Here is a 12,530-nt window from a genome sequence, read left to right on the forward strand (position 1 = left end):
TAGAGTAATCGATACAAGAATAATATTTCATAGCAGACTGACTCACACGTAGGGGCTTAATGATATTTTTCGTTATAGCAGTATGGCGGCAGTCGAATTTAACCTAATACCAAGCGACCAGTTTTAGAGGAAATATCATGTTACCTGCACCCTTTATAGAGTCATTTAATCCCCCCCGACGCGTGCTGATGGGCCCGGGCCCTTCAGATGTTTATCCTGAGGTGCTGGCGGCACAGGCCAAGCCTACAATCGGTCATTTAGATCCGCTATTTGTTGAGATGATGGATGAACTTAAGGCATTAATTCAATATGCATTTCAGACCAAAAACGAGATGACCATGGCGGTCTCAGCCCCAGGCAGTGCAGGCATGGAAACCTGTTTTGTTAATTTGGTTGAACCGGGTGAAAAAGTGATTGTTTGCCGCAATGGCGTGTTCGGTGAGCGTATGCGCCAGAACGTTGAGCGTGTTGGCGGCGTAGCAGTGGTGGTGGATAACGAATGGGGTGAGGCGGTTGATACTGACCAAGTTGCCAGCGCCTTGGCTGCTCATCCTGATGCCAAGTTTTTAGCCTTTGTGCATGCCGAAACCTCTACGGGGGCTTTATCAGATGCCAAGGCTTTGTGTGCGTTAGCTAAGCAACATGATTGCTTATCCATCGTCGACGCGGTCACCTCTTTAGGCGGCGTTGAGTTGCTGGTGGATGAGTGGGGCATAGATGCGATTTATTCAGGTAGTCAGAAGTGCTTATCCTGTGTGCCGGGCTTGTCGCCAGTGTCATTTTCACCTGCAGCTGTGGCTAAGTTAAAGGCGCGTAAAACGCCTGTACAAAGTTGGTTCCTCGATCAAACTTTAGTCATGGGATATTGGGATGCTTCTAGTGATGGCAAGCGTAGCTACCATCATACCGCGCCAGTTAATGCCCTCTATGCACTGCATGAATCACTGCGCTTATTAGCGGCTGAAGGCTTAGAGCTTGCTTGGCAGCGCCATGCCGATATGCACCAAGTACTACGACACGGTCTACAGCGTTTAGGGCTTAAGTTTGTGGTGGCTGAAGAGTGTCGTTTACCTCAGTTGAATGCGGTGTATATTCCAGAAGGCATCGATGACGCCAGAATTAGAAAGCAACTGCTAGAGAACTATAATCTAGAGATAGGTGCAGGCCTTGGCGCGCTGGCTGGAAAAGCTTGGCGCATTGGCTTGATGGGCTTTGGTGCAAGGCGTGAAAATGTCGCGCTTTGTCTTAAAGCATTAGAGGAAGTATTGGCGTAGAAACTTTAACCGCTCTCTTCTGAGAGCTATACCATTAAGTCTTAATAAACCACGAAGCGCTCACTGTGTTTGCGACACAGAGGGCACGAAGAAAACAAAAAGTACGGCTAGCTTTTCTTCGTGAGCTTCGTGCCCTCCGTGGTCCATAGATTTTAGCTGTGGACCTTAATTCTTTAGAAAGTGTAATCCACTTTTACCCAAGCGGTACGACCCGGCTCGTTAACCTGGAACATAGGTGAGCTACCTGGAATATCGTTACCTGCACCAGAGCGACTAATATGCTCTGCGTAGGTGATATCGAATAAGTTTTCTACTCCGAAGCTGACTAAAACTGCTTCGTTATGCTTCCAGCTGGCGTTGACAGAAAGGGTACCAAAACCGCTACTTTCAGCCAAATCCTGGCCAGAGATGTTACCTTCGCCAATCGCCACTCTATCTTGAGCGGCGACTAGGCGCCAAAGTAGGCCTGCCGTCCACTGGTTATATTGGTAATCTAAAGTGATACGTCCCTCTAGTGGCGGGATCTGCCCTAGTGGTGTGCCAGCTGTATCATTGTCGCCGTGACTGTAGCTGACGCTGGTTTGGCTAGAGAAATGCTCAGTTAATGGAATCGTTGCAGCGATTTCACCGCCATAGACGGTGGCATCGATATTATAAGCGCTGGTCATCTTGGTATTGTCATCAATTAAGATGTAGTCGCGGATCTCACCATAAAATAGCGAGGTCGAGATAGCGATATCGGCTTCATAGATCCAACCTATATCTAGCTGAGTGGTTTTCTCTGGGGCTAAATCAAATGCTTTCTGGCTTGGATTATTCACATCAGACTTCATTATCTCCCAGTAATCAGGCATACGTTGAGCATGGCCAACACCGGCATAGTATTGGCTGTTGCCCAAAGTGAGTTCATAGCGGCCGTAACCACTGAAGAGATCGTCGCTACGCTCACCTTTTTGGCCGACCATGAGTTCAGTTTTCCAGTGATCATAACGGGCGCCAGCAAGGAGCTTACCCACTGCAAAATCATAGCTAGACTCTACAAATAGACCCGTTGCCTGATAGCGCATATTGTCTTTAAATGGCTTATTTAGAAGATCGTCTAAACCGTTATCTATGGCAGGGTTGATACTGCGACCTTCGTGGGTGCTATCCATATAATCGGCGCCAGTGGTCAGAGTCCAATCATTTGCTAGGGTAAAATCAAGCCAAACATGACCGCCCTGAGTACCACGTCTGACGTTAGTCCCTGAATTTATGCCTTGGTCGAACTGATCCATCACATGGTCATTTTCATTGGTGTAGGCCTGAACTTCGATATTATTTAGCCATTCACTATCAAACTCATGTTGCAGTAGAAAGGTGAGGTTTTCATTGCTGATCTCACGGGCTTTATTGGCGCGATCTGCATACTCTGCTTCACCAGATGAACTGCCATATGCTAATTCAAGCACGGTCGCTTCACTCGGCGTCCACCCTAGCGCAAAGTTATAGTTGGAGCGGTCATAACTCGACTGTACCTTGTTACCGTCACCGTCTTTATAATGATCGCTTTCTGATTGGTTAACATCCATATCGAAATAGTGCTTTTCGTCACCGGCTTTTAGCTCGACTAAGTAATCGGTGCGGCCAAAACTGCCCGCTGTCATGCTGGCGCGGCCATCTAAGCCCGGCTCATCGAAGTTGTGGCGATCTTTCTCGAACAATACGGTACCAGCACTACCCACAGGGCCGTATTTTACGGTTTGTGGGCCCTTGATGACGGTAATGTTGTCGTAGGCTTCAGGGTAAATATAGGCCGTTGGTGGATCCATTCGGCCGCCACAAGTGCCATAAACGTGCTGACCATCGTCGACAATGCTTAAGCGTGAACCACCTAAACCGCGCAGGCTTGGATCGCCACCAGCGCCACCTTTGCGACCGATACTAAAGCCGGGAATGGTCTTTAGAAATCCTGCGCCATCATAGGCAGGCAGTGGTAGTCGTGGCTTTTTAGGGTCGGTATAGGTCTTAGTCGGATCCTTCATCAATTCGCCGGTGACGATAATGCGTTCAACGGGCTCAGAGTCTTTCGTATCTTGAATAGTTTCGGCTAAAGCTGGGATTGAAATCAGCCCTAAGGTGACCACAGGAATGGTCAGCATTGTTTTCTTGTTCATCACTGTTATCGCTATTGTTATTTATTTTTAGGGCTGTTTTACAGAGGTTTACGATAGCGATAAACCAATTTGTCGCAAGGTGCGACAAAGGGTCACAGGTGGGTGTGACAAATCTCACTTTTTGTAGGCGTTAGGAATAAAAAAGGGCGATAAAATCGCCCTGATACTTGTGAGTAAAATGGTGGTTAATTAGCTAATTAACTGCACAATAATTAGGATGATAAGTACTGGGCAAATGTATTTCACATACCAAGGCCATACCTTCCAAAACAGGCTGTCAGTGCTAACATTATCTTGTGCGGCAATAGCACTAATCAGTTGGTTTCTGTTCCAGACCCAGCCTAAGTAAATAGCGATACCTAGTGCAATCAAAGGCTGAGCACGCTCGGTGGTTAGGGTGATCATAAAGCCAAATAGCATCTCAAAGTTAAACACAACCACCATAGACAGTGCAGCAACGACGCTGCCGACAATGAATGTGGCCTTATCACGACTCAAATTAGTCTTTTCTACCAGATAGCTGGTGGGCACTTCGACAATCGATATCGCCGAGGTTAAGCCTGCAATGGTCATCAAGATGAAGAAGGTAATAGCCAATAAGTATTGGCTTATGCCGCCAATGGTGTCGAACAGGGCCGGCAATACGGTAAACACTAAGGTGTCAGAGTTCAGCAAGCTGCCATCTTCGGCAAAAATCTGTACACCGTTGTGCTGTGCCACATACATGGCAGGTAGCACCATAAGTGCGGCTAAAAATGCCACGCAGGTATCGGTCAATGTGACGTAGGCGGTTAGCTTGCTTAAGTCTTCTTTCTGACTCAAGTAAGCGCCATAAACCATCATGGCTGCGGTGCCTATGGTTAAAGAGAAGAAGGTTTGGCCCAAGGCGCCAATTAGCACATCGGCTTCAAACACCCTTGAAAAATCGGGAACCAATAACACTTCTAGCCCTTGCATCGCCCCAGGTTGAGTCAAGATATAAGCCACACCAGCGACTAAGATCAATAGCAACATAGGCATTAGACGTTTTGACCAGCGCTCAATGCCTTTCTGCACCCCCTGGCGGATCACCAAGATCACCAAGGCGATAAAAATTAGGGTGAACACTAAGTTGCGCGATAGCGAGAAGTCCATTAACCAAGACGCGACATTGGTTTGGCCGGTTAACTCGGCAACGGGAGCGATAGCAAAGCTGACAAACCAGCCCGATAAAATGCTGTAGAAAGTACAAATTAAGGTGGCCGTGATGATGGAGATAAAGCCGATTGCCTTACCTATCTTCTTGGCCAGCGGTTTAGTCGCAACCTTAGCCATGGCATCGGCTGGGTTAGTCTGTCCGTGGCGACCAATCATTAACTCAGCCAATAGCATCGGGTAGCCGAGTACTAAGATTAGAAACAGATAAACAAGCAAGAATGCGCCGCCGCCATGGGTGGCTGCTTGAGTGGGGAAGCCCCAGATATTACCGACACCGACAGCTGAGCCTGCCGCCGCCATAATAAAGCCTATTCTTGAGCTGAAGTGCCCTTGTTTTACTGTACTCATTGGAGCTCTCTTTCTGTGCTTATTTGTCAATTCAGAGCGCGCATATTAGTGCTTTAAAACGATACGTCAACGCCTTAAATTCGCGTTTAAGATTATTTTATTGATGCTTTATTTTAATTATTTAATCTAAATCGACGTAGTTTGTCGCTTGTGTAATATAAGGCGATATTTGATTGCGTATGACTGTTTTAATCTATGGCTATACGCAATTAAATCATTTGTCGATTAAAGGAGGAAATGCGAGCGAATGCACAGATTATAGCCGCTATGACTAATCTGGGGAGAGGTAGCTTGGGTATATGCCGCTCGATGCTGTGTCAAAGCAAGTTGGATAAGAGAGAGTTAAATCGGCAGTGGGATACTGGTTTGGTTTTTAACTTGTTTAAGCACGAAGCTTGAGCGCACACCCGCGATATGATCGTTAGTGGTGAGCTTGTCTAGCAGGAATACTTTAAAGTGCTTCATGTCTCTAACAAGCACCTTGAGTTGGTAATCGGCGTCGCTACCTGTAAGTAGGCAGCACTCTTGCACTTCATCATAGCTGCTTACCTTAACCTCGAAAGCCTCTAAAATTTCGGTGGAATGTTTCTCTAAACGGACTTGAATATAGGCAGTCAGTGCGAGGTCAAAATGGTCGGCGCTTAGCAAAGTTGCGTAGCCTGCAATGTAGCCCGCCTCTTCTAGTGACTTCACTCGTCTGGAGCAAGGTGATGGCGATAAGCCGACTTTCTCGGCAAGCTCTTGGTTGGACAATTTTCCATGTTGCTGCATCAATTTAAGAATGTGCAGATCAATTTTGTCTAATTGCAGTTCAGCCATGCTTGAGTCTCACCAGAGTTGGGGTTAATCATTATTATTTCTTTGCAGGCAGAATACCTTAATTGACATCAAGCGCAAGCAACCTATCTAACTGGCCCTCATAAAGAGGCCAGCTTAATTTATCAATAGGCGGCTTTTAGTTTCGAAGGCAGCAGCAGGCTGAGTCTAGGCCATAGTGCCTGAGTGGCGTAGATGCTGCTAAAGGCGATGCAGCCACCAATGGCGGTGGAGGCTAAGACATCTTGCGGCCAGTGCATGCCAAGCAGCATACGGCTAAAGCCCATAGCAATTGCCCAGGATAACAAAACTAGCGGCATGGCAAGATTACCTGCAAGTAATAGATAATAGCCAACAACGAGGGCTAGGGTGACAGCAAATAGCGTGTGGCCAGATGGAAAAGCATAACCGACTTCATGCTGCCAGTGACGTTTAATTGAAGCGCTAAGCTGCAGGTCTGGGCGAGCAATATCAAGTTGCTGAATAGCCACTCCTAAAATCTCTCTTTTTTCTGCTTTGCCATGTTGATAAAAATCTTGAGTGTTAAGCAAGTACTCTTGCTCTAACAGAGCTGCATTGGGGCGAGGCTCTGCAAAGTAGGGTTTTAAAAAGTGATTAAGGCTTAATGTGGCCGCCATACTAATGGAAACGGCTAAGACTAACTTTAGGAAATGTGCTTTGCTCATGCAGCGATAGCACGTCGTGAGTATGAGTAAGCCAGTGATGATGCCATAAGGCGCAGTGCCAGTGCTGGTTAGCCAATAAAGGGCTTCAGACAGCCAAGTGTTTAAGGTAATACTGGGAAATAAGTGGCTGGCGCTTAAATAGATAGCGGCAGGGAGCATTAATAATACTAGCCATGCAGCCAGCATGAGCTTATTGGTATGTTGAGGCAAAAATTGATTGTGCTTGTCTGGATTAAAATTATTCAAAAATTCCTCAGTACGTAATTTACAAAGCCCTGAAAGTTGGGCGTCATTAAAAAAACTAACTATTAAACAAGGCTATCTATTTAAGAAGGCTAGCCATATTAAGAAGATTAACTGTCGAAGTCGCGACATTCTAGCCCCTACGGATGAAGCATAAATTAATCTTATTTCATGGGATACTTAATTGGATGAAAGGCATTAGTGATTTTGCAGGTCTACTGCAAAAAATTGGAGCCTTACATGTCAAATATACTAAAACACTTATCCGTTGCTAGCAGCGTGGTGATCGCACAGTTTTTGTTAGCGAGCTTTTTATTGCTGACGGCAATGGCTAGATTTACTGCCAATGACGCAAGCTATTTCACTAAACAGTTAATGCAGGTTGGTTTGCCTGATCTACCTTGGCTTAGTGCTGTAATTGGTGTTGTGCAGTTACTAACAGTGCTTGCGCTGTTTAAGCCGAAACAGAGCTGGGCGCAGTTAGTGATTTACTTTTATGCGGGGCTCGCCATTGTGCCGTTATTAATGCTGTTTACTCACCCAGTCTGGCTTGAGAGCTTGGGCGGTTTTCCAGCCATAGGTGCCGGGCAAAGTCTTATTAAGTATTTAGGGATCTCGGCTTTAGCGATATTTATTGCGTCATACTATGATGGCAAGCAAGGGCTCAATGCTGTGGCAGAAAAACTAATGCTAGCTGGAATAGTACTGGTGATGGCATGGATTGGCGGCATGAAGTTTACCCAGTATGAAGCCGACGGAATTGAAGGTTTAATGAGAACTAGCCCGCTGTTTAGTTGGATATACGATATTTTTAGTGTATTGCACGGTTCGTATTTTATTGGCGTGATAGAGCTTATTGCTGTGGTTGCTATTGGGTTAATGCCCTGGTCTAGCAAAGCCTATCTTACGGGGGTGAGTGTTGCGGCGCTAACCTTTGCGGCCACACAAACGTTTTTGATAACTCTGCCAGCCTATGACACCAGTATGGGCTTTCCTCTGCTCACTGGCAGCGGTCAGTTTATTGTCAAAGATCTAGCCTTGTTGGCTTGTTGCATTATTTTAATGGCTAAAATCTCCGACACCATAGCTAACTAGAGATAGAAATAAAAAGAGTCTCTATTTAGAGACTCTTTTTATTCATGCCGTTAGGCAATTAATCAGCTGCGTTTAGCTTAGCTTCAAGCGCATCAACTTGCGCTTGCAGTGCTTCTAATTTTTCACGGGTTTTAATTAACACGTGTTGCTGTACTTCAAACTCTTCACGAGATACCACATCTAGTTTCTGTAGCTGGTTTTGTAAAACCTGCTTGCTGCGTTCTTCAAATTCGCCCGCAAATTGCTTTAATCCACTAGGAAGGTTTTCGCTTAACTGCTTAGCCACTTCTTCGATTTTCTTTGGGTTAATCATTATCTATATCCGCTTAAGTACATAGTGCCTGTTATTCTTTGATTGTACCTGAGCTCAGTTATATTGCCAAAATAATCACCACAGTTTGCAATAAGAAGATTGCGTTATGTGAAGGTGATTAGGTAATAAAAAAGCCTGCAATTGCAGGCTTTTAGGTTTATTAAACGAGGGCTTAAGCTTTTGCCTCTTCGCCGGTATTCAACGCTTCATCGAATACTGGAAGTGGCTCGTGCTTCTCTGCTAGATAGGTGTAGATAACTGGCAAGACAAACAGGGTAAACACGGTACCGATAGCCAGACCCGATACAATCACTAGACCGATATTAAATCGTGCCACTGCACCGGCTCCTGAGGCAAATAGCAGCGGGATCAAACCTGCGATCATCGCTGCGGTTGTCATTAAGATTGGGCGCAAACGTATGGTTGCTGCATGCTTAATGGCATCAGCCTTACTAAGAGCGTTATGCAATTGCTCTTCTTTTGCCACCTCACACATTAAGATGCCGTGCTTAGTGATAAGGCCCACCAAGGTAATAAGTCCTACCTGAGTGTAGATGTTCATCGATGAAAGCCCAAATACATGAGTCCAACCTAAGGCGACCAGGGCACCACTAATCGCTAGAGGTACTGATACTAAAATAACCAAAGGATCTTTAAGGCTCTCAAATTGACTTGCTAAGACTAAGAAGATGATTGCTAATGCTAAACCAAAAGTGGCATAAAGCGCTGAGCCTTCTGTGACATATTGACGTGCTTCACCTAGGAAGTCATAGCTATAACCCTTAGGAAGCTCGTTATCACCGATATTCTTCAAGAAGGCAATCGCATCACCAATCGCAACTCCAGGTGCTGCTACACCGCCAACGGTAATAGCGTTCATCTGGTTAAAGTGTGGCAGTGAGCGTGGCTCTGATATTATTTCGATATCCACTAGGCTAGCGAGTGGCACAGAGCGCCCATCTGCAGCAGTTAAGTAGTAACCTGCTAGCGCCTCAGGGTTAGCTCGGAGCTTACGTTCAACTTGCGGGATCACTTCATAGGAGCGACCATCTAAGTTAATGCGGTTGACGTAGCCATCACTCATCATGGTGGTCAAGGTTAAACCTATATCTTGCATGGTGATGCCGTAAGCACCTGCAACATCGCGTTTTATATGAATTTTCATCGACCCTGAATCAAACTTTAAGTTGATCTCTGAGTATACGAAGAGTGGGCTTTTTTGCACTTGTTCCAGCACGCCCGAACCGATTTGGAATAAGCTTTCGAAAGACGTCGAGCTGGTAATCACGAACTGGATCGGCAGGCCGCTAGATGCACCTGGAAGTTCAGGCATCTGGAAGGTGGTCACCGCCATACCTGGGACATTCTTGACCTCTTTACCAAAGAACTCCTGCATCTGCTTCTGACTCTTATCACGCTCACTCCAAGGCACAAGCGGTGCGATACCAAAGGCTTGGTTAGCACTTGGCACACCCACGAACGCAAGCGAGGCTGCAGATTCTGGCTGAGCGCTAATCATGTCGGTGACGATTTTCATATTTGCTTGGATGTAATCCAAGTTAGCGCTCGATGGCGCGGTACCCATCATCATTACTACGCTTTTATCTTCACTAGGAGCCAGTTCTGATGGGATAAAGCTAAACATCACCGGCAGAGAGGCGAATACGATAAGAGCAAAAGCGATAACTACAGGTCGCTTATCCAGTACGGCAGTAAGCATACGGTTGTAGCGGCTGGTTAAGCCATCTAAGAAGCTCTCTACACCACGCTCAAAGCGGTTGGGTGCTGCGTGCGCTTTAAGAATTTTAGAGCACATCATAGGTGATAGTGTCAGTGCCACGATACCAGAGATAAACACCGCACCCGCCAAGGTTAAGGCGAACTCTTTAAACAAGGATCCTGTGACTCCCCCCATTAAGGCAATAGGGGCGTAAACGGCTGCTAGGGTAATGGTCATAGAGATAACGGGTACGGCAATTTCTCGTGTACCAATTATCGCGGCCCTAAATGGTGTTTCACCCAGCTTGATATGCCTGTCGACGTTTTCCACCACCACGATGGCGTCATCAACCACCAGACCGATGGCGAGTACCATGGCTAGCAATGTCATCAGGTTAAGAGTGAAGCCAAACATCTGCATGATAATAGCTACACCAATGAGCGATAGAGGGATCGTGACAATTGGAATAATAACCGCTCGCAATGACCCTAAGAATAGGGTGATTACCACGATGACAATCAATGCCGCTTCACCAATCGTCTTAATCACCTCGTTAATCGATTCATCAATAGCCAATGATGAATCATATAGAATACGTGCCTTAATCGAGACCGGTAGGTTACGTGTGATTTGAGGCATCATGGCACGTGCATCGGCAGCCACAATTAACGGGTTGGCCGTAGGTGTAACGTCAAGACCAACGACAACCGCCTCTTGGCCATCGGCTAAAGCGCGATAGACATCATGGCTCTTATCTAAATTTACATCGGCAATATCGCCTAAGCGGATCACCATGCCATCTTTGCTGCCAATAACCAGTTTCTTGAGTTCAGCAACGGTGGCAACTTGGGTGTCAGCAGTGCCGTTGAGTAAGGTAAAGGTATTGTTGGTTTGACCCACAGCAGACTGGTAGTTGTTGGCCTGCAAGACGTTCATGACATCAGTTGATGATAGGTTAAACGCACCCATACGAGCAGGGTCTAGCCATATACGCATAGCATATTTGATACCACCGTATAGGTTCACCTTGGCGACACCATCGATAGTAAATAGCTCTGGCTTAACCACGCGTTCGAGATAATCGGTGATCTGACTTGAGTTAATTTGATTACTATAGAAAGAGATATATAGGGCCGAGGTTTGTGAGCCTGTAGACATCTCAACAGTAGGATCTTCAGCTTCTTTAGGTAACTGAGAGCGTACCGAGTTTACCTTAGCCAAGATGTCGGCTAAGGCGCCATTGGGGTCGGTATTGAGCTTCATATAGACAGTGATTTTAGAGCTACCTAAAAAACTGTCTGATGTCATAAAGTCAACGTTGTCTGCCTGGGCTAACGCTTGCTCCAAGGGCTGCGTAATAAAGCCTTGGATCAAGTTAGAGTCGGCACCATAGTAGCTGGTGGTTACGGTGACAACCGTATTGGTCATTTCTGGATATTCACGTACTTGCATGCTTTTTAGGGCATAGAAGCCAAGCAGTAATATCAGAAAGCTGATGGAGGCCGCGAGTACCGGCCTGCGGATAAATATATCAGTGAAGCGCATCGCCAAATCCTCCGCTTACAACATTGGCAATGTGGCTGGAGGGTTTAGTGCATCATCCTCAGTCACCTTGACTTTTGTGTTGTTACTTAGGCGTACTTGGCCTGAAGTGACGACGATATCGCCAGCTTTCACACCACCAACGACGAGAGCGTTGATGTCATCGCGCTCAAGGACTTTGACATTCACCTGCTTAACGCGCTTTACTTGCTCGCCATTTTCGTTTTTCTCTTCAATCACATAGACTGAGTCACCGTAAAGAGTAAAACTAATTGCGGTTTGCGGTATCACCACTTGCTGGGTTAACTCCGGCAACATAATATCGACTTTGGCGAACATACCACTACGCAGTTTCCCATGAGAGTTCGGGATAATAGCTTGTACCTGAATCAAACCGCTTTGGTAGAAAACTGCCGGTTCAATTGCAGCGATAGTCCCTTCAAATGGCTCGGTAGGGTAGGCATCAACATGGACGTGTACCACTTGCCCTGTCTCAATTCGAGGTAGCTGGGTTTGTGGAATGGTGAAGCGGATCTTCATGGTGCTGATATCTTCAAGGCGAACGATATCGGTACCGGTTTGCAGATACTCACCTAAGTTGACGTTACGAATACCGACCAGGCCTGTAAAAGGCGCCTTTATCTCGCGACGACCTATGGTGGCACTTAAGCTTTCAATGTCAGCCATTAAAGCCAAATACTTAGATTGGCTATTATCGAGATCTTGTTTAGAGATGGAGTTTTGCTTGTAGAGTTTACTAAGGCGCTTATAGTCCGCCTCGGCTGCGGGTAGCTGCACTTGCTTACTCTTAAGGTTGGCTCTCTCCACTTTAGAGTCTAGTTCCACAAGCATTTGACCCGCTTGCACTTCGCTGCCGTTTTCAAAGCGAATTGCAGAAACTACACCGGATAACTCATTTGCAATGGTGACGCCTTGGTTGGGCTCAACAAATCCAATCGCGTTAATCGTTGGTTGCCATTTGCCCTCTTTAATATCGATAGCTGTGACCGGAGCCACTGCTTCAGGCATGTTAGCAATTGCATCGGCAATTTTACCTTTAATAAAAAGATTGAAGCCAATGACTGAGCCGAAGGCCAGTACTGCAATGATTATCATCACCAGGGTCCATTTTTTCATGTC

Annotated in this window: 9 protein-coding genes; 2 read left to right on the forward strand and 7 right to left on the reverse strand. The window is 46.2% G+C overall.

Annotated features, from left to right (window positions below):
* Nucleotides 1–137 precede the first annotated feature (137 nt).
* Complete coding sequence (locus tag K5Q73_RS11805) at nucleotides 138–1,274, forward strand: alanine--glyoxylate aminotransferase family protein (protein WP_220765279.1); 1,137 nt, start codon at nucleotides 138–140, stop codon at nucleotides 1,272–1,274.
* A 173-nt stretch (nucleotides 1,275–1,447) separates the two neighbouring features.
* Here K5Q73_RS11805 and K5Q73_RS11810 read toward each other — a convergent pair whose 3' ends face one another.
* The 4 genes from K5Q73_RS11810 to K5Q73_RS11825 form a co-directional block, all read right to left on the reverse strand.
* Nucleotides 1,448–3,430 carry a TonB-dependent copper receptor gene (locus K5Q73_RS11810; RefSeq protein WP_220765280.1) on the reverse strand — a complete coding sequence of 661 codons (1,983 nt, stop codon included), beginning with the start codon at nucleotides 3,428–3,430 and terminating at the stop codon, nucleotides 1,448–1,450.
* Nucleotides 3,431–3,619: 189 nt separating this feature from the next.
* Nucleotides 3,620–4,975, reverse strand: coding sequence for a sodium-dependent transporter (locus K5Q73_RS11815; protein ID WP_220765281.1), 1,356 nt, complete (start codon nucleotides 4,973–4,975; stop codon nucleotides 3,620–3,622).
* 342 nt (nucleotides 4,976–5,317) lie between these two features.
* Complete coding sequence (locus K5Q73_RS11820; RefSeq protein ID WP_220765282.1) at nucleotides 5,318–5,794, reverse strand: Lrp/AsnC family transcriptional regulator; 477 nt, start codon at nucleotides 5,792–5,794, stop codon at nucleotides 5,318–5,320.
* A gap of 122 nt (nucleotides 5,795–5,916) precedes the next feature.
* On the reverse strand, nucleotides 5,917–6,723 hold the full coding sequence (locus K5Q73_RS11825; RefSeq protein ID WP_259650825.1) for a phosphatase PAP2 family protein: 807 nt from the start codon (nucleotides 6,721–6,723) through the stop codon (nucleotides 5,917–5,919).
* A 237-nt stretch (nucleotides 6,724–6,960) separates the two neighbouring features.
* On the opposite strand from K5Q73_RS11825, the gene K5Q73_RS11830 reads away from it, so the two are divergent.
* Nucleotides 6,961–7,815 carry a DUF417 family protein gene (locus K5Q73_RS11830; protein WP_220765283.1) on the forward strand — a complete coding sequence of 285 codons (855 nt, stop codon included), beginning with the start codon at nucleotides 6,961–6,963 and terminating at the stop codon, nucleotides 7,813–7,815.
* Nucleotides 7,816–7,873: 58 nt separating this feature from the next.
* Here K5Q73_RS11830 and K5Q73_RS11835 read toward each other — a convergent pair whose 3' ends face one another.
* The 3 genes from K5Q73_RS11835 to K5Q73_RS11845 all read right to left on the reverse strand — a co-directional run bounded on the left by K5Q73_RS11835 (nucleotide 7,874) and on the right by K5Q73_RS11845 (nucleotide 12,527).
* The gene (locus K5Q73_RS11835) at nucleotides 7,874–8,128 is read right to left on the reverse strand and encodes an accessory factor UbiK family protein (protein ID WP_202286714.1); all 255 of its coding nucleotides are present in this window, start codon (nucleotides 8,126–8,128) and stop codon (nucleotides 7,874–7,876) included.
* 172 nt (nucleotides 8,129–8,300) lie between these two features.
* Nucleotides 8,301–11,393, reverse strand: coding sequence for a multidrug efflux RND transporter permease subunit (locus tag K5Q73_RS11840; RefSeq protein ID WP_220765284.1), 3,093 nt, complete (start codon nucleotides 11,391–11,393; stop codon nucleotides 8,301–8,303).
* A gap of 15 nt (nucleotides 11,394–11,408) precedes the next feature.
* Complete coding sequence (locus K5Q73_RS11845; protein WP_220765285.1) at nucleotides 11,409–12,527, reverse strand: efflux RND transporter periplasmic adaptor subunit; 1,119 nt, start codon at nucleotides 12,525–12,527, stop codon at nucleotides 11,409–11,411.
* Nucleotides 12,528–12,530: the final 3 nt, after the last annotated feature.

It is taken from the genome of Shewanella sp. MBTL60-112-B2 (assembly GCF_019655055.1).
In the GTDB taxonomy this organism is placed as follows: domain Bacteria; phylum Pseudomonadota; class Gammaproteobacteria; order Enterobacterales; family Shewanellaceae; genus Shewanella.

What these genes read in the sequence shown, in the direction of transcription:
- K5Q73_RS11810 (WP_220765280.1), bottom strand. Translation starts at nt 3,430, where the DNA reads ATGAACAAGAAAACAATGCTGACCATTCCTGTGGTCACCTTAGGGCTG.
- K5Q73_RS11820 (WP_220765282.1), bottom strand. Translation starts at nt 5,794, where the DNA reads ATGGCTGAACTGCAATTAGACAAAATTGATCTGCACATTCTTAAATTG.
- K5Q73_RS11805 (WP_220765279.1), top strand. Translation starts at nt 138, where the DNA reads ATGTTACCTGCACCCTTTATAGAGTCATTTAATCCCCCCCGACGCGTG.
- K5Q73_RS11835 (WP_202286714.1), bottom strand. Translation starts at nt 8,128, where the DNA reads ATGATTAACCCAAAGAAAATCGAAGAAGTGGCTAAGCAGTTAAGCGAA.
- K5Q73_RS11840 (WP_220765284.1), bottom strand. Translation starts at nt 11,393, where the DNA reads ATGCGCTTCACTGATATATTTATCCGCAGGCCGGTACTCGCGGCCTCC.
- K5Q73_RS11815 (WP_220765281.1), bottom strand. Translation starts at nt 4,975, where the DNA reads ATGAGTACAGTAAAACAAGGGCACTTCAGCTCAAGAATAGGCTTTATT.
- K5Q73_RS11845 (WP_220765285.1), bottom strand. Translation starts at nt 12,527, where the DNA reads ATGAAAAAATGGACCCTGGTGATGATAATCATTGCAGTACTGGCCTTC.
- K5Q73_RS11830 (WP_220765283.1), top strand. Translation starts at nt 6,961, where the DNA reads ATGTCAAATATACTAAAACACTTATCCGTTGCTAGCAGCGTGGTGATC.